We start from the raw sequence: 17,673 nt of genomic DNA on the forward strand, positions 1-17,673 counted from the left end.
GCTTCCGCCCCTCCCGCCGTGACAATGCTGCGGTTTCCTGAAAGTGAAGACCATGAATCACACGACTTCTCCCGCCCGGCACTTCATCAACGGTGAGTTGTGCGACTCCGCCGCCGTGGCCGAATCGCATAGCCCTGCCGACGGCCGGGTCCTGGGTGGCTTCCACCTCGCCGACGCCGAGGACGGCGCCCGGATGATCGCCGTCGCCCGTGCCGCCTTTCAAGAGGGACCGTGGAGCCGGGACCGGCATCTGCGGCACAAGGTTCTGAATCAGATCGCCGACGCCATCGAACGGCGTACCGAGGACTTCGTCCTCCTTCTCTCCCAGGAGAATGGCAAAACCCTCGCCGAGGCGGGCTTTGAGCTCAGTCTGACCGTGCCGAAACTTCGCTACTACGCGGCTCTGGCGCTCAGCGACTCGGGGCGGGCCATGGAAGTCTCGCCGGGGCTTCAGATGAGGGCCGTCCCCGAACCGGTCGGGGTCGCCGGAGTGATCGTGCCGTGGAACTCACCGGTGGTCCTCGCCGTCCGGTCCTTTGCGCCGGCCCTTGCCGCAGGCTGCACGGTGGCCATGAAGCTGCCCGCGCAGACCGGGCTGGTGAACGGTCTCCTGCACCAGGTGTTGGCGGAGATCCCGGATCTTCCCGCCGGGGTCATCAACTCCGTGACCGAAAGCGGCTCTGAGGTTGCCAAGCTCCTGGTGGATTCGCCGGATGTGGATGTGCTCAGCTACACCGGAAGTACTGCCGTCGGACGTGCCATCATGTCCAATGCCGCCGTCAACCTCAAGAAGCTGTCTCTTGAGCTGGGCGGCAAGACACCGATGATCGTCTTCGACGACGCCGACCTCGATCAGGCGGTCCCCGTCCTCACCGCAGCGGTCACCACCTTCGGCGGCCAGTTCTGCATGACCGGCAGCAGAGTCCTCGTGCAGTCCGGTATCGCTGAGCGGCTGGCTGAGCGGCTGAGCGAATCGTTGTCTGCAGTGAAGGTGGGGCCCGGCGATGACCCGGCCAGCCAGATGGGTCCCATGATCGATGCGGCGAATGCGCGCCGCGTCGACACCCTGGTGGAGGAAGCCGATGACTATGCCACCATCCTGGTGCGCGGCGGGCTCATGCCGTCAGAGGACGGGACCGAGAACGGCTACTACCGTCCTTCGCTCGTTCAGGTCGATGACGTCTCCTCCAGGATCGTCCAGGAGGAGGTCTTCGGCCCGGTGGCGACCTTCGAGGTGTTCGACACCGAGGAAGAAGCCGTCGCCAAGGCCAACGCCACCGTGTTCGGCCTCGCCGCCTCGATCTGGAGCCGGGACATCGACCGTCCCGGCAGGGTGGGGAGGCAGCTCAAAGTCGGGACCGTCTGGACCAATACCTGGGCGGTAGTGGCGGATCAATTCGAGGAGGGCGGCTTCAAACAGTCAGGCCTCGGGCGGTTGAACGGCCTCGGCGGGCTGGCCGAGTTCCAGGAGTTCAAGACGTACGCGCAGCAGACCGGCTGAGACCGGGAGCACGCCCTGGGCAGGTTCAGACCAGTCCGATCTTGCGCAATTGTTCCGCCAGCCCGGCACCGTCCGGGGCGTAGACCCAGGGGATCGCCGAGCCGGAGTGGTCGACATCCGGGGTGTGACCGCCGGCCAGAACCGCCTCGCCGACCGAGAGCTGCCGGATGGCCACCGCCGCCACATTTTCCGGATGCCGCTGAGCGAAACGCGAATAGATGGCCTCGTCATGCTGGCCGTTGTCCCCCACCAGGAGCCACTTCATGTTCGGGAACTCCACGGCGAGGCGTTCGAGATTCGCTTCCTTGTGCTCGGCCCCGCTGCGGAACCAGCGATGCTCGGTCAAACCCCAGTCCGTCAGCAGAAGCGGTCCGAGAGGGAACATGTTGCGGTGCAGAAAACGGCTCAGCGTGGGAGCCGCGTTCCACGGGCCCGTGGACAGGTAGAAGACCGGGGCATCGGGCTGTGCCTTGCGGATACGTTCATACAGCACCGCTGTGCCGGTGGTGGCCATCCGTGCACGCTCATTCAGTACGAACGCATTCCAGAAGGCGAGCAGCGGCCGGGGGAGAGCCGTCACCATGACGGTGTCGTCGATGTCCGAGAGGATGCCGAAGGTCGTGGACGGGTCCAGGACGAGCACCGTGGCCTGGGCCGCAGGAGTTCCCGAGGCACGGATGGTGGCGGTGTGCCAGCCGGGTTCCAGCGTGACGGGCACCGTGGTGTCCACCAGGCCGCCCCGGTCGGCCCGGACATGAACGCTCACCTCGCCGATCTCGATATCGACTTCGCGGTTCGGGATCGGCACGGAGGTGAACGCCCTCCAACCGCGGATGTTCTGATTCCCGGCCTTCGCCTCGCGGTCCGCCTTGCTGCCCGGCAATGGGCGCGGCGCCAGCATCACGCGGGCCAGGATGCGCACTTGCGTGGCCGATCCATAACCCATGTACGGGACGGTGGCCGGCTGGAAGTGGGTCTTCCGAGCCATCCGCAGGCGCGCCGAATTGATGAACGATGAGACCTTGTGGGCGGCCTCGAAGAGCGGGTTGCCTGCCCAGGAGCGGCGGGCTGGCTCGTAGTGCATGGGCTTAACTCTGACACAGGATCCCCGGCATCTCCGGGCGCTGCGCCGGATGAGCGCTGAAGAAGCTCATCTGCAGAAGAATCGTCGGTCCCCCTTCCCCGGGACGCAGAGCGGGGCTAAGCTCCGCGTGGGGGTAGTTAACTCGCATTTATCAGAGGGCAGCAACTCTAGTGTTTGGATTGACATAAGGAGTCAATATCCCATGAAGAGAACTCTCATCAGTGTCACCGGTTCCTTTTTGCTTCTCGCTGCGAGCCTGGTGGCCACGGCAGCTCCCAGCTCCGCAGATCCGGGGCATGGGCAGGCCAAAGGGCATGCCGTCCGCGTCTGTTCACAAGCAAGTGCAGGCGAAGCCGCATGTCATGCGTACAAGGAGACTGATCCGACGGGTAAGCCGCTCGCCAGTTCCACGCCTCCTCCCGGCGCCCTGACACCGGCCGGCCTGCAGGATGCCTACAAGCTCACCGGCCTGAGCTCCGGCGGTCGCACCGTGGCGATCGTCGATGCGTACGGCTACCCGAATCTGGAGCGGGACCTCGGCGTCTTCCGCAGCCAGTTCGGTCTCCCGTCCTGCACCACGGCCAATGGCTGCCTGAAGGTGGTCAACCAGACCGGCGGCAGTTCGCTGCCGCGCTTCAACGCCGGATGGGCCGGAGAGCAGGCGCTCGACGTCGACGCCGTCTCCTCCGCTTGCCCGGACTGCAAGATCGTGGTGGTGCAGACCAAGTCGGCCTCCTTCACTGATCTGGGGACGGGCGTCCAGACGGCGGCGAAGATGCCTGGCGTCGTCGCCATCTCCAATAGCTATGGAGGCGGGGACGCCTCAGACGCCAGCTACGGCAAGTACTACAACTTCCCGGGCATCGCAGTGACTGCCAGCGCCGGTGACAACGGCTACCAGGGCGGTTCGTACCCGGCGTCGTCCAGCTATGTGACAGCGGTCGGCGGAACGTCGCTGAACAAGGCCTCCAACGTGCGTGGCTGGAGCGAATCCGTGTGGAGCGGGACCGGTTCGGGCTGCTCCACCTACAACGCCGCTCTTCCTGCGGCGTCCTCCGTCACCACGCAGTGTGCGAACCGGGCCATGAACGACGTCGCCGCGGCCTCGGACCCGGGCAATGGTGGGCTGGCCGTGTATTACCCGACCACCAGTTCGTCCTCGACCTGGGGGCAGTTCGGCGGCACGAGTGAGGCTTCGCCCATCATCGCCTCGGTGTACGCGCTCAGCGGCAACACCGGCGGCGCGGGCAAGTACGCCAACTCCTTGCCGTACGCCAACCCGGGTGCCCTGTTCGACGTGACCAGTGGAAGCAACGGCAGCTGCCCCACCGCGCTGTGGTGCAACGCGGGCACCGGCTGGGACGGTCCCACGGGTCTGGGAACGCCCAATGGGACGGCCGCGTTCTGAGTCCAGAACCCTTGCGGACGTGAAATCGGGACAGCGGTCCTGAACAACGGGGAGATCCCCCGGCGGTGCAGCGCACCGCCGGGGGATCTCCCCGTTTGCCCAGGCCTGGGCGGGCCGAAATCCGGGCGGGCCGAAACCCGGCCGGCCGAGCTCAGACGGTCCGTGGCGCCTTGGCGAGGTTCGCTTCAAGCTCGGCCTTGTTCTGCCGGATCACGTAGGCGGGGCGGTCTCGCTCCACGCGCCAGCTCTCGGAAAGCGGGCCGATGTTCACGGTGTCGAAACCGAACTCGTCGTACAGGCGGGTCACCAGCTCGGCCGCTTCGGGGAAGTCGCTGGCCGTGGCGAGGGCGCGACGGTCCTCACCTCCGCTCGGTGCGCCGTCGGTGGTGATGTCGGCCGCGGGGATGTGATTGAAGCCCTTGGCGACCTTCGCCCCTGCCAGGTGCTCCTGCAGGAGGCCGCTCGTGGTGGCTTCTCCGGCGTCGAGCGCCTCAATGTGACCGTCGCGCTCCCAGTAGTAGTTGTTGGTGTCGATGACGATCTTGCCCGCCAGGGGCTCGACGGGTACATCCTGGTAGGCCTTGAGGGGCACCGTGACGACGGCGAAGTCGCCCGCCGCGGCGGCGTCCTCCGGGGTGGCGGCGCGGGCCCTCGGGCCCAGCTCTTCGACCAGCGAGGCGAGGCTTTCCGGCCCGCGCGAGTTGCTGATGACGACGTCGTAGCCCAGCTCCACGGCCTTGCGGGCCACCTGGCTTCCGATGTTCCCTGCTCCGATGATTCCAATGGTCTCAGTCATGCTGAGGAAACCTGTCCTGGGCCAGGCTCATTCCAGGGTTGAGAAATATGACGCGGAATGATTTGGTGCCCGCCGAACGATCACTCGGGCAGCAGGATGAGATCCAGGTAGGCGTCCAGGCTTGCGGCGACATCCACGGAGTCCGGCGCATAGAGCCGTTGCAACTGCATGCCGTCCCAGAGGCCGATGAGGGAGGCCGCGGCCTGGGCCGGATCCACGCCCGGGCGCAGTCTGCCTTGGGCGCGGAGGTCCTCCAATTCGCCTGCGTACTCCTCTCGCAGTCGCTCAAAGCGCTCGGCGAAATAGCCGCGACCGGGATGTCCCTCAGTGGTCGACTCGCCGCTGAGCACCGCATAGAGCTGGGTGAGGCCAGCGATATCAACATTGGCTCGCGCCTGCATCAACACCATCTCGCGGAATGGCATGGGGCCGAGCGCGCGCGAGACGCCGCTGTGATCACGCTGGTCCAGGACGGCGAGCAGGAGCTCGCTCTTGCGTTTGAAATGGTGCAGGAGGCTGGTCTGACTCATCCCGACGACGTCGGCCACGTCCTGCAGACTCCCCGCGTGGTAACCGCGCGCCGCGAAGACGTTCATGGCGGCGTCGATGATCTTCTGCCGGGTCTGCGCCGTCTTGGCGTAGGGGCCGCGTTTGCCGGTGCGCGGCGCTCGCTGGGGACTCATGACAGTGGAGCTTAGCGCCCGCGTCGGGCGTTTCATCAATTTAGAGTGCTCACTCGAATTTTGTGTTAGCCTCGTCACACTGCGCGGTGCCGGCCCTGAACGTCAGCGCTGCTTTCCCGGTACAGAGAGGTACGTGAGATGCCCCGACTATCCCGCAGACAGCTGCTCGGCGCGGGCCTGGGTGGACTGTCCACGGCGGCGCTGGGGGCGTGCGCGACCCCAGGAACCCACTCGGTCAATTCCGATGCGGTGATTCCGCCCGCCACCGGCCAGACGATCAGGCTCAGCTACTGGGCCTGGCTCAAGGACTTCCAGAAGGTCGCAGACCTGTGGAATGCCAAGAATCCCCAGGTGCAGGTGGACGTCGTGTGGATTCCAGGCGGCAATTCCGGCGGGTACCAGAAGATGTACTCAGCCCTGGCCGCCGGTGCGGGGCCCGACCTGGCGCAGATCGAGTTGCGCTCCATCCCCGAGTTCATGCTGGTCAACGGACTGGTGGATCTGAACCGTTACGGGGCGCAGGAGTTCGCGAGCCGCTATGATCCCACTCTCTGGGGCCAGGTCAGCTTCGTGGACGGGGTGTACGGCATTCCTCAGGATTCAGGCCCGATGGCCACCTTCTACCAGCCGGCAGTGCTGGAGAAGGTGGGGGCGGTGGCGCCCAAAACCTGGGACGACTGGTATCAAGTCGGCAAGGAATTGCGGAAGGCCGGTTCGTACATCGACTGCTTCGCCCTCAGCGACGCCAGCCCCTTCGCGGCCTTCGCGGCCCAGGCCGGGGCCACCTGGCTGAAACCCGAAGAGGACGGCTGGGTCATCAACATGACCGACGACGCCACCATGACGGTGGCCCGTTTCTTCGACAAGGCCATCAGTGACGACGCGGTGCAGACAGCCTTCGCGCCATACAGCCCCGCCTGGTTCGCCGCTGCGGCGAAAGGCGGCATCGCCTCGCTGACCAGCGGCAGCTGGGGTGACGCCCTGGTGGAGGGCGTCAGCGGCGGCTCGGGCAAGTGGAAGGCCGCTCCCATGCCCGTCTGGGGGAACAGCGGTTTCGGTTCGAGCTACCTCGGAGGTTCCACCGCCGCGGTATTGGCAGGCAGCAAGCACCCGCGGGAAGCGTTGGAATTCGCGGTCTGGCTGACCACCTCACCGGAAGGCATCGACGCCATGATCAAGTACAGCGGCATCGGATGGTCTCCGGCGAAGGACTTCGTCGGCACAGCGCGGCAGCAGCCTTCCGCTTTCTTCAGCGGTCAGAACTACTTCAAGGACGTTCTCGTCCCCGCAAGCCGCGAGCAGAACCCGAAATGGTCCTGGTGGCCCATCACTCAGCAGAGCTTCAACATCCTCAGCGACGGCTTCCGGAAGAAGGCGGGCGGAACCTCCATCCCCGACACCGTCGCCCAGGCCGAACAGGACATCATCACGGTGTTCCGCAATAAAGGACTCACCATCCGGAAGGAGCAGGCATGAGCACGGCGACCTCCGAGCGCACCTCGAGCGGGGCTTCGCGGACGACTGGGAGGAGCGGCGGTCGCTCCCGTGCCGCCACCCGGGCCCCCTGGATCCTCTTGACGCCCTTCCTGGCGCTGTTCACTCTGACCTTCATCCTGCCGATCATCATCGCGGTGATCTCCAGCTTCACCAAGGTCACCCGTAACGGCCTGTTCGGAGAGAAGGGCGTCACGAGCGGCTTCGCGGGCTTCGACAACTACGCCCAGGCCCTCGGCGATGCGAACTTCATCGCGTCGATCGGCAGGGTGCTCCTTTTCGGCATCGTGCAGGTGCCTGTCATGATCGTGCTCTGCACCATCCTCGCCCTCCTTCTGGAATCCGCCTCGGCCCGGTGGCCGGGATTCTTCCGGGCCGCCTACTTCATGCCCTACGGGGTGCCGGGCGTCATCGCCACGATCCTCTGGTCCTTCCTGTACGTCCCCGGCCTGAGCCCGTTCGTCGACATCGCTTCGACCGTCGGCATCAAGCTCGACTTCCTCGGCCAGGACACCGTGCTCTGGTCCATCGCCAATATCGTCACGTGGAGCTACACCGGCTACAACATGCTGATCGTGGTCGCCCAGCTCAAAGCCATCCCCGGTGAGCTCTATGAGGCCGCCCGAGTGGACGGTGCCTCACCCTGGCGCATCGCCCGCAGCATTCAGCTGCCCCTCATCACCCCGGCTCTCGTGCTGACCACCGTGTTCTCCATCATCGGCACCCTCCAGCTCTTCGCGGAGGCTCAGGTGCTCAAGACCTCCGCGCCGGCCATCGACAGTCAGTACACCCCGAACCTCTCCGCATATTCCACGGCTTTCGCCTACAACGACTACAACGTCGCCGCAGCACAGGCAGTCCTCATCGCGCTCGCCGCGTTTGTTCTCTCCTTCGTCTTCCTCCGCCTCACGAACAGGAAGTCCTCATGACCACCACCAGCGCCCCCGCCCGCCGAGCCGCCCCGCAGGACGCCCGCCCCGAGCGGGCACGAGGTGCCGACCGTTCGGCCGGCCGCAAACGGTCCAGCGCCATCATCGTCACGGCGGTGCTCGTCGTCGTCGCGCTCTACTTCCTGGTGCCCGTCTACTGGGTGGTGGTCGCCTCCACCAAGAGCACGCAGGATCTCTTCAGCACCAACGGCTTCGTCTTCTCCGGCCACTTCGCGCTCTGGGACAACCTTGCCAAGGTGCTCAGCTACGACGACGGGATCTTCCTCCAGTGGTTCCTGAACTCGGTGATCTACGCGGGCGTCGGGGCCCTGCTGGCCACCTACCTCGCGGCGGCCGGCGGCTACGCCCTGGCCAAATACGAGTTCCGCGGCCGTAACGCCGTGTTCGGCACCATCCTGGGCGGTGTCCTGGTGCCCGGAACGGCCACGGCTCTGCCGCTCTTCCTGCTCTTCAGCCAGCTGGGCCTGGCGAACAGCTACTGGTCCGTGCTCATCCCCTCCCTCGTCTCCCCGTTCGGGCTGTTCCTCTGCCGGATCTACGCCCAGGCCACCGTGGATACGGCGCTGATCGAAGCGGCGCGGATCGACGGGGCGGGGGAGCTGCGGATCTTCCACACCATCGGTCTGAAGGTGCTCACTCCTGCCCTGGTCACCGTGTTCCTCTTCCAGCTGGTCGGGATCTGGAACAACTACTTCCTCCCTCTGGTCATGCTCTCCGATTCACGCCTGTATCCGATCACCTTGGGCCTGAACAACTGGCTCTCGCAGGTGGACCGTCTTCCCGAGTTCTACGAGCTCACCACCGGCGGTGTCCTGCTCTCCATCATTCCGCTCGCCATCGCCATGATCGTCCTGCAGCGCTTCTGGCGCGGGGGCCTGACCGAAGGAGCCGTCAAATGAGCCTCGGCTATCTCACCAGTACCGCCCCCGGGGAAGGCCGGCGCAGCCCGGCACGATCCTGGTTGCACAGTGACGCGCCCCGCCTGGACCTGGACGGGCAGTGGGACTTCCGCCTCCTCCCGGCGGCCCCCGGGACACCTGCGGGCGCCCGCGTGCTGCCGGAGGGGGAAGCCTCCGGTGACTTCACCGCCCCGGGATACAGCACGCAGGGCTGGGACACCCTTCCCGTTCCCTCGCACTGGGTGCTGCAGGGCGACGGTTCCTATGGGCGGCCGATCTACACCAACGTCCAGTTCCCCTTCCCCTGCGAACCGCCGTTCGTTCCGGACGCCAACCCCACGGGGGATCATCGCCGGGTTTTCACGCTCCCGGCTTCCTTCTCGGACGCCGAGCGGGTGCTGCTGCGTTTCGACGGCGTGGAATCCCGCTACAAGGTCTGGCTCAACGGGGTCGAGGTCGGTGTGGGCTCCGGCAGCCGCCTGGCACAGGAGTTCGATGTCACCGAGGCTTTGACGCCGGGTGAGAACGTCCTGGCGGTGCGGGTGCACCAGTGGTCCGCCGCGAGTTACGTGGAGGACCAGGACCAGTGGTGGCTGCCCGGCATCTTCCGTTCGGTGACCCTGGAGGCGCGTCCTTCCGGCGGGGTGGAGGACCTCTGGCTGCGCACCGCGTACGACGGCGACGCGGCAGGCACCGGGGATGGTTCGGTCGCTGTGGAACTCACGGCGGGAGCGTCGGCGTTCCCCGTGCGGTTCCGCATCCCCGAACTGGACATCGACGTCGTCTGGGAGACGCCCGCTGACGTCACCCCGGTGCCGGTTCCCGGCGTCGAGCCCTGGAGTGCCGAGACGCCGCGCCTCTACGAAGCGCGCGTGGAGGCACAGGGCGAGACCGTGACGCAGCGGATCGGGTTCCGCACGGTGCGGATCGAGGGGGATCGCTTCCTGGTGAACGGGCGCCGGGTGGTCTTCCACGGTGTGAACCGGCATGAGACCCATCCGGAACGCGGCCGCGTCTTCGATGAGGACTTCGCCCGGGCTGATCTGCAGATGATGAAGCGCTTCAACGTCAACGCGATCCGCACCAGCCACTACCCGCCGCACCCCCGCCTGCTCGATCTGGCCGACGAGCTGGGTTTCTGGGTGATCCTGGAGTGCGATCTGGAGACCCACGGCTTCGAACGGCACGGCTGGGTGGGAAACCCCAGCGACGATCCGGGCTGGCGGGACGCCCTGCTGGACCGTATCGAGCGGACGGTGGAACGGGACAAGAACCACGCCTCGATCGTCCTCTGGTCCCTGGGCAATGAGGCCGGCACCGGTGAGAATCTCGCCGCGATGGCGGCGTGGGTCCACGCCCGGGACCCTGAACGGCCAGTGCACTACGAAGGGGACTACGCCGGCGCGTACACGGATGTGTACTCGAGGATGTACGCCTCGGTTCCGGAGACCGAGTCCATCGGACGGGACGGGGAGACCGCCCTGCTGCTGGGCTGCAGCGCCGCAGAGTCGGCCCGGCAGCGCAGCAAACCGTTCCTGTTCTGCGAGTACATCCACGCGATGGGCAACGGCCCGGGCGCCATCGACCAGTACGAGGAACTGGTGGAGAAGTATCCCCGCCTGCACGGTGGTTTCGTCTGGGAATGGCGGGACCACGGCCTGCTTCATCATGCGGCGGACGGGACCCCTTTCTACGCTTACGGCGGTGATTTCGGGGAGGAGGTTCACGACGGGAACTTCGTCATGGACGGCATGGTGCTCGCCGACAACACCCCGAGCCCGGGTCTGTTCGAGTACAAGCAGGTGGTCTCGCCTCTCCGGCTGACCCTCAGCGGACCGGCGTCGGCGCCGGAGTTGCGGATGGAAAACCTGAGGCACAGCGCTTCTGCGGCCGATGTCAGCGTGCGTTGGCGACTGGAGCACGACGGCGGCGTAGTGGACAGTGGGACGCTGGCCGTCGTGGATGACGACGGCGGTGCTCTCGCCGCCGGTGCGTCCGCCGTCGTCACGCTTCCATCGATGCCGCTTGCGGGAGACGGGGAGACCTGGCTGAGCGTCGAAGCCGTTCTGGACAGGGACGAGGCCTGGGCTGAGGCCGGGCACGTGTTCTCGAACGCCCAGCTGGATCTGACTCCCGTGAGAGTGCCTGCGTCGGGCTTCCGGCCGCTGAGCGGGTCCCAGGATGTGGCATCGGGTTCGGCCGGAACGGCTCCGCGGCGACTGCAACTCGGCCCGGCGGTGTTCGAGGGCGGTCTGCTCACCGGATTGGCCGGGCAAGCGGTGGAGGCTCCTCGTCTGGAGCTGTGGCGCGCCCCCACCGATAACGACCGCGGTCAGGGTTTCGGCTCCTATGACGCGGCCGACCCGCGACTCCCTGGTCTGCGCGGCGCGATCGGCACCGGGACCGCGGCACCCAGCTCCGAGGAGAGCTGGCGTGCGGCGGGGCTGGACCGCCTGCACCGGCGGATCGAGTCCGTGATGGCCGCAGCCGACTCCGTCCGGGTGCTGTCGCGTTACGCGGCGGCCGATCAGGCGGTGTCCTTCCGGCTGGACGAGCACTGGAGCCTGGTGGACGGGGCGCTCCTGCTCCGTCTCGACCTGACCCCATCTGCGGGCTGGGACCGCATCCTGCCGAGGATCGGCGTGCGTTTCGGCGTGCCGGGGGCGGTGTCCGGTGCCGAGTGGTTCGGGACCGGTCCGCGTGAGTCCTATCCGGACAGCCGCCACGCCGCCTTGGTGGGCCGTTACTCCTCGTCGGTCGAGGATCTCGGCACCAGGTATTCGCGGCCCCAGGAGAACGGACACCGCAGCGAAATGCGGCGTTTGGAGCTGTTGCTGGGGGAGGGCCGGCCCTGGTTGAGGATCGATGCCTTGCCTGACACCTCCGGTCGCAGACCCGGATTCACGCTCTCCCGGCACACGGCCCAGGAACTCTCCGCGGCTGCTCATCCGCATGAGCTCCCGTCCTCGGAGCGCACGTGGCTCTACCTGGATGCGGCCCAGCACGGTCTCGGTTCCCGGGCCTGCGGGCCGGACGTCTGGCCCGAGCACGCGCTGCGCGCCGAGGCCCGGACGTTGCAGTTGAAGTTCACGGCGCTGTAGCGCCGACGCCGCCGTCCGCCGTCGTACTCCCCGTTGGAGAGCACGACGGCGGACGGCGCGGTCAGCCTCGGACGCTCACTTCGTCGAGGAAGGTCCATTCCGCGTGGGCCGCGACGTGAACGCGGATGTATCGCGCACTCGCGAGTCCTTGCGCCGACCAGACGCCCCGGCCGGTGGAACTCGTGGGTGGTGATGCCGTAGCGAAAGGCACCCACGAGATGCCGTCAGGAGAAGACTCGACAGTGACCTCATCAGGATGGACGATGCCCGCCTCGGGTGCGGCGAGCGTTCCGAGATCCACCGTGCGGATCGGACGCTGGGACCCCAGATCGACCGTGTACTGCTGCGACGGTTGGTTCTGATGTCCCTGCCACGGTGCCGCGGTGAAGTCTCCTCCGCCCATGGCGCCATCAGTGAGCTCCCCACCCGCGTCCGGGTAGGCCGGGGAAGCCTGTTCCGAGGCCTGGTACATCGCATGCGCGGACCACTGTTCTGCAGTGACGGGTGAGCCCACGGGCACGACGACCGGTGCCGAACGGATACCTGCGGCGTTCCGCGTGCGGAGCAGGTATTCCGCTCCCGCTTGATATCCGTCGATCGTCACGGAGGACACGTCGTTCCACAGGCCGTCCGCGACCTTGTGATAGCCATCCGTGCCGCGACGGAGGAGTTCGAGATAGGCGATCTGCTGGCCGGGCGGTGTCGTCCAGCTGACGGTGAGCTGGGTGCCGGAGACCGTGCCGGTGGTGTTGGACGGAGGGGCCGGGGCTGTCGAGGGAACGAGCCCGGTCTGAACGTACTGGGAGTAGGCGTTGAGCCACCAGTCCGTCCCATAGCTGGCGTCGGTCGCCCACTGGTTACCGAAGCTCCAGCTGGTGAATCCCGACACGAAAGGTTGCGCCGCACGCATGGTCGCGACGACGTCGTCGACGGTTGCGAAGGGCGTCACGCCCGTGCTGAACAACTCGACGTTCGCCCAGACTTCGGCACCGCTGCCGGAGGCGAGAACCCCGGCGCGCGTTGCCTGAGCCCAGTCGGAGATCACGGTCGCCCGACGGGCTTGATCGGTCGGATCAGGGGGATAGCAGGCCATGTCGGCGCAGGTCTGCAGTGCCACCACGTCGATGCTCGTCCCATTGAGTGCCGTGGCGAGGTAGTCGCGGAACTCGCTGCTCGTCTTGTTCCCCGGCGTCGCGTGGTAGTAGGGCGAGATCATGATCCGTTTGCCGGGGGTCACGGCGTCGAGGCCCGTGCCGAGCTCGCGGTAGAACTGCTGTCTGGCCAGACCGCCGTCGTTCCCGACACCCCATGGCGTGTCTTCGCCGGCGAAGTACCAGCCATCGACGATGTTCATACGATCGGCGAAATGCGCGGTGAGATCCGTGGCGGCCTGTACCTCCTGGCTTGCCAGTCCGCTCAGCCAGGCAGGATCGAAGCTGAGGCCGCTGTACCAGGCGTCGCGATCGATCCGAAGCCCGAGCCATACCCGCATGCCGTGCGCCTGGGCCTCGTCCAGGGCGTGGCCGATGACGTCCTTCGAGGGATAGCCGACCAGCCCGGTCGGATAGTAGGAGAACTGCTGCTTATCGTCGATGGCCACCTCGACGATCACCGAGCGGATCCCCACGGACTCCATCTGAGTGAACGACCGATCCCATCGTTCGTCCGACCAGTCCTTGGCGGCATTCGAATCCAGGAATGTCGACCCGAGGGCCGGCCCGGGTACCGTCTGCACGTCGGCGGACATGGACCCCGGAAGCTGGGCTGCCGATGCGTGCTGAGGCGCCCACCATGGCAGCGCGATCGCCAGCGCCATGACGGCCACTCCAACGGCCGCTGTTACTTTTCGCATGTTCATTCGTCCCCCCGCTGAACAGTGTTGTCCCAGGATACGGGGCGGCGTTCTCCGGAGCCCCGCCCGCCAACGCCGACGGCCGCCGTCGTGCTCCCCTCTGGAGAGCACGACGGCGGCCGTCGCGGTCAGCGGCTCAGCGCTGGATGGACAATACCGGATCAGCCCGGGAGCGGGGCGCCCGTGAGCTTGATCTGGCGGTTCTGATCCTTGTAGAGCAGGTAGCGGAACTGGCCAGGGCCACCCGCGTAGCAGGCCTGCGGGCAGAAGGCACGGAGCCACATGTAGTCGCCGGCCTCCACCTCGACCCAGTCGTTGTTGAGCAGGTACATGGCCTTGCCCTCCAGGACGTACAGGCCGTGCTCCATGACGTGGGTCTCCGGGAAGGGGATGACCCCACCGGGCTGGAAGGTCACGATGTTGACCTGCATGTCGTGCGCCAGGTCGTCGGAGGGGACGAAGCGCTGCGTGCTCCAGACGCCGTCGGTGTCCGGCATCGCGGTGCCCTGGACGTCCTTCTCGTTGGTGACGAAGGAGGTGGCCTCGTAGCCTTCCAGGCGGTCGTACGCCTTGCGGATCCAGTGGAAGGTGGCGATGTCGTCGGAGGAGTTGTCCACGCCCCACTCGTCGCCGGCCGCCAGGTAGGCGTAGCCGCCCTCTTCCATGACGTGCTTCTCGCCCTTGAGGGTGAGGTTCAGCGTGCCCTTGACCACGAAGATGACGCCTTCGACGCCGGACTCGAACTCCGCCTTCGGCGCGCCGCCGCCCGCTCCCACCTCGACGATGAGCTGGGAGAACGTGGTGGCGAAGCCGGAGATCGGACGGGCGATGATCCAGGAACGGGTGTTCGTGAAGCCCGGCAGGAGGCTGGTCACGATGTCCGTCAGGACGCCCTTGGGGATGACCGTGTACGCCTCGGTGACGATCGCACGCTCAGTGGTCAGATGGGTCTGCGCGGGCAGGCCACCGGTGGGGTAGTAGAGATTTCCCATGAAGGACTCCTTCGTGAATCAGTGAGAAGTGGTGGCGAGCCGCGGGTGCGCGAGCACCGTCAGCTCCGGAAGGGCGACGCCGGTCAGGGCAAGGACCTCGTCCTCGCCGACGGCGCCGCACTGGACGCCGCGGAGGACGAAGTTGGCCAGCGCCCGGGCGGTGGCGGGCTCATCCATGACGCCCGCATCCGTCTGCGAGAAGTAGTTCTTCAGGCGAGTGGCGGCCGAAGCCAGACCCTCGCGGTAGAAGGCGTAGCTGGCGGCGAAGCGGCTCGGCAACTGGTGGGCGTGCAGATCCCAGCCCTGGTAGTAACCGCGCTCCAGGGAGCGGCGGACCAGGCGGCCATGCAGCTTCCAGGCGTTCTCCACGTTCTCACCCACCGGGATGATGTTCGTGGAGCCGTCGGAGAGACGGATGCCCGTCCCGGCCACGGCCAGCTGCATGATCTCCTTGGCCACATCGGCCACCGGGTGCTCCATGGACTGGTACTCCGCCGCGATCTGCAGGCTGGCGGAGTAGTCGTAGGTGCCGTAGTGCAGGCTGCTGATGCGTCCGGGCACCACGTGCGGCAGCTGGGCCACCGGGTGGGTGCCCTCGTGTCCCAGGATCAGCTGCGGGGTCTCCACCTGCACCTCGAAGCGCAGACGCCCGGCCGGCAGGCCGTGGATCTCCTCGAGGCGGGACACCACATGGTCCATGGCCGTGACCTGGTCCACGGTGGTCACCTTCGGCAAGGTCAGGACCAGACCGTCGGGGAGACCGCCCTGCTCCACCAGCGTGGAGACGAACAGGTCCAGCGTCTTGAGGCCGCGGGCCCGGGTGGGAGCCTCGAAGCACTTGAAACGGATGCCGATGAACGGGGGAGCCGTGCCGGCTTCCACCGCCTGGTGGACCGCCTTGGCGGCCGCGACGACGTCGGCGTCCTCGGCGTCGTCGCCACGGTTGCCGTAACCGTCTTCGAAGTCCAGCCGGAGATCCTCGATCGGTTCGCTCGCCAGCTTGGCGGCGACGCGCGGCGCGACGGCGGCGTTCAGCTCATCGGACTGCCCCAGCAGGGAACCCAAGGCCTCGAAGCCTCCGTGCTGTGCCACGACGTCGTTCGCCGCCTGGCCCCATTCCGCCGCGAAGTCCGGCGTGAAGCGCTCGGCGGAGACGTAGACCGTGTGGATGGGCTGACGGCTTCCGTCATCACCCGGGTAGTTGCGGTCCAGGAGGGTGTCGGTGGCTTCGAGCTGGGATTCGACGGCCGCCAGATCGGCGGCGGAGAGAGAAGTGCCCGCCATCAGTCGACCAGCTCGTAGGCCGGGGTGGTGAGGAAGTCGGTGAAGTCCTCGTTCAGGCAGAGATCCGCGATCAGCTTGCTGGCCGGTGCGTAGTACTTGGCGAAGGCGTCCTCGCCCACTTCGCCGCGCAGCTTCTCGGTCTCTTCGGCCAGGATGGTGCTGACCAGCTCACGGGTGACCGTGTTGCCGGTGTCGGCGAGCACGGAACCGGCATTGATCTGCTGCCATACCTGGGAGCGGGAGATCTCCGCGGTGGCGGCGTCCTCCATGAGGTTGTGGATGGCCACCGCGCCGTTGCCGGAGATCCAGACCGCGGTGTAAGCGATGGCCACGTAGAGGTTCAGGCGCAGACCGGCCTCGGTGACCTCGCCCTTGGCGGAAGCGACGTCGAGCAGCTGAGCTGCCGTGACCTCGACCTCGGGGCGCTGCTTGTCCAGCTGGTTCGGCTTGTCGCCGAGGAAGGAATCGAACACCTCGACGCAGATCGGGACCAGATCCGGGTGCGCCACCCAGGAGCCGTCGAAGCCGTCGGTGGCTTCACGGGTCTTGTCGTTGCGGACCTTTTCGAAGGCTGCGGCGGTGACTTCCGGCTCGCGGCGGTTCGGAATGACGGCCGCCATGCCGCCCATGGCGAAGGCGCCACGCTGGTGACAGGTCTTCACGAGGAGCTCGGTGTAAGCCCGCAGGAACGGAGCGGTCATGACCACGGAGGCGCGGTCCGGGAAGAGGAAGTCCTCGCCGCCGTCGCGGAAGTACTTCACGATGCTGAACATGTAATCCCAGCGGCCGGCATTCAGACCGGAGGCGTGGTCGCGCAGTTCGTAGAGGATCTCGTCCATCTCGAAGGCGGCCGGGATGGTCTCGATGAGCATGGTGGCGCGGATGGTGCCGTGCGGGATGCCGAGGTGTTCCTGGGCGAAGGTGAAGACGTCGTTCCAGAGACGGGCCTCGAGGTGGCTTTCCATCTTCGGGAGGTAGTAGTACGGGCCGTGACCGTTCTCGATCAGCTGCTTGGCCACGTGGAAGAAGTGCAGGCCGAAGTCCACCAGGGCACCCACGCCTTCGCGGCCGTCCACGAGCACGTGCTTCTCGTCCATGTGCCAGCCGCGGGGACGGGTCACGACGACGGCGAGCGGGATGTCCGTGCGCAGGCGGTACTCCTTGCCCTCAGGGGAGGTGTAGGAGAGGGTGCCGCGGGCACCGTCACGCAGGTTGAGGATCGCGTCGATGACGTTGTGCCAGGTAGGGGTGCTGGCGTCCTCGAGGTCGGCGAGCCAGACCTTGGCGCCGGAGTTCAATGCGTTGATGGCCATCTTGGCCGGCGACGCCGGACCGGTCATCTCAACCCGGCGGTCCTGCAGTGCGGCCGGTGCTTCCGCGACCTTCCAGTCGCCGCTGCGGACCTCGGCGGTCTCGGGCAGGAAGTCCAGGGTTCCGGTCTTGGCGACCTGCTCGCGCTTGGTGACGCGGGCACCCAGCAGTTCATCGCGCCGGGCGGCGAACTTCTGGTGCAGGGCCTCGACGAAGGCGAGGGCTTCCGGGGTGAGGATCTCCTCGGCGCGCTCCACCGGCTGGGGGTTGGTGACGGTGATGGTCATGTGCTGTCCTTACTTCTCCACGGTGCCGTCC

At 66.8% G+C, this 17,673-nt stretch carries 13 protein-coding genes; 6 read left to right on the forward strand and 7 right to left on the reverse strand.

Features of this window, described 5'->3' with window-relative positions; all coding sequences use genetic code 11:
- The first annotated feature begins 52 nt into the window (after positions 1-52).
- On the forward strand, positions 53-1,501 hold the full coding sequence (locus ACIPXZ_RS11625) for an aldehyde dehydrogenase family protein (RefSeq protein ID WP_400594142.1): 1,449 nt from the start codon (positions 53-55) through the stop codon (positions 1,499-1,501).
- A 25-nt stretch (positions 1,502-1,526) separates the two neighbouring features.
- Here ACIPXZ_RS11625 and ACIPXZ_RS11630 read toward each other — a convergent pair whose 3' ends face one another.
- Entirely contained in the window at positions 1,527-2,585 is a 1,059-nt protein-coding gene (locus ACIPXZ_RS11630; protein WP_400594145.1) for an App1 family protein, read from the reverse strand.
- 202 nt (positions 2,586-2,787) lie between these two features.
- Between ACIPXZ_RS11630 and ACIPXZ_RS11635 the strand changes: the two genes are divergently transcribed.
- On the forward strand, positions 2,788-3,993 hold the full coding sequence (locus tag ACIPXZ_RS11635) for a hypothetical protein (RefSeq protein WP_400594148.1): 1,206 nt from the start codon (positions 2,788-2,790) through the stop codon (positions 3,991-3,993).
- Positions 3,994-4,144: 151 nt separating this feature from the next.
- On the opposite strand, the gene ACIPXZ_RS11640 is transcribed toward ACIPXZ_RS11635, so the two are convergent.
- On the reverse strand, positions 4,145-4,789 hold the full coding sequence (locus ACIPXZ_RS11640) for an NADPH-dependent F420 reductase (protein ID WP_400594151.1): 645 nt from the start codon (positions 4,787-4,789) through the stop codon (positions 4,145-4,147).
- A gap of 80 nt (positions 4,790-4,869) precedes the next feature.
- A complete protein-coding gene (locus tag ACIPXZ_RS11645) occupies positions 4,870-5,472 on the reverse strand; it encodes a TetR/AcrR family transcriptional regulator (RefSeq protein WP_400594154.1) in 603 nt (200 codons plus the stop codon).
- A 138-nt stretch (positions 5,473-5,610) separates the two neighbouring features.
- On the opposite strand from ACIPXZ_RS11645, the gene ACIPXZ_RS11650 reads away from it, so the two are divergent.
- The 4 genes from ACIPXZ_RS11650 to ACIPXZ_RS11665 are packed head-to-tail and all read left to right on the forward strand — an operon-like array spanning position 5,611 to position 11,916.
- Positions 5,611-6,948, forward strand: a complete 1,338-nt coding sequence (locus ACIPXZ_RS11650) for an ABC transporter substrate-binding protein (protein ID WP_400594157.1) — start codon at positions 5,611-5,613, stop codon at positions 6,946-6,948.
- On the forward strand, positions 6,945-7,895 hold the full coding sequence (locus ACIPXZ_RS11655) for a carbohydrate ABC transporter permease (RefSeq protein WP_400594160.1): 951 nt from the start codon (positions 6,945-6,947) through the stop codon (positions 7,893-7,895). Before ACIPXZ_RS11650 ends, ACIPXZ_RS11655 begins: the two co-directional genes overlap by 4 nt.
- Positions 7,892-8,815, forward strand: coding sequence for a carbohydrate ABC transporter permease (locus tag ACIPXZ_RS11660; protein WP_400594163.1), 924 nt, complete (start codon positions 7,892-7,894; stop codon positions 8,813-8,815). Before ACIPXZ_RS11655 ends, ACIPXZ_RS11660 begins: the two co-directional genes overlap by 4 nt.
- Entirely contained in the window at positions 8,812-11,916 is a 3,105-nt protein-coding gene (locus tag ACIPXZ_RS11665; protein ID WP_400594166.1) for a glycoside hydrolase family 2 TIM barrel-domain containing protein, read from the forward strand. The genes ACIPXZ_RS11660 and ACIPXZ_RS11665 overlap by 4 nt, the downstream gene beginning before the upstream one ends.
- Before the next feature lie 61 nt (positions 11,917-11,977).
- On the opposite strand, the gene ACIPXZ_RS11670 is transcribed toward ACIPXZ_RS11665, so the two are convergent.
- The 4 genes from ACIPXZ_RS11670 to aceB all read right to left on the reverse strand — a co-directional run bounded on the left by ACIPXZ_RS11670 (position 11,978) and on the right by aceB (position 17,642).
- Positions 11,978-13,768, reverse strand: coding sequence for a DUF4434 domain-containing protein (locus ACIPXZ_RS11670; RefSeq protein WP_400594169.1), 1,791 nt, complete (start codon positions 13,766-13,768; stop codon positions 11,978-11,980).
- 161 nt (positions 13,769-13,929) lie between these two features.
- On the reverse strand, positions 13,930-14,760 hold the full coding sequence (locus tag ACIPXZ_RS11675) for a bifunctional allantoicase/(S)-ureidoglycine aminohydrolase (RefSeq protein ID WP_400594172.1): 831 nt from the start codon (positions 14,758-14,760) through the stop codon (positions 13,930-13,932).
- 18 nt (positions 14,761-14,778) lie between these two features.
- The gene (locus tag ACIPXZ_RS11680) at positions 14,779-16,044 is read right to left on the reverse strand and encodes a DUF6986 family protein (RefSeq protein ID WP_400594175.1); all 1,266 of its coding nucleotides are present in this window, start codon (positions 16,042-16,044) and stop codon (positions 14,779-14,781) included.
- Entirely contained in the window at positions 16,044-17,642 is a 1,599-nt protein-coding gene (gene aceB, locus ACIPXZ_RS11685) for a malate synthase A (RefSeq protein WP_400594178.1), read from the reverse strand. Before aceB ends, ACIPXZ_RS11680 begins: the two co-directional genes overlap by 1 nt.
- Positions 17,643-17,673 lie beyond the last annotated feature (31 nt).

The organism is Arthrobacter sp. NPDC090010 (assembly GCF_044748305.1).
GTDB lineage: Bacteria > Actinomycetota > Actinomycetes > Actinomycetales > Micrococcaceae > Arthrobacter_E.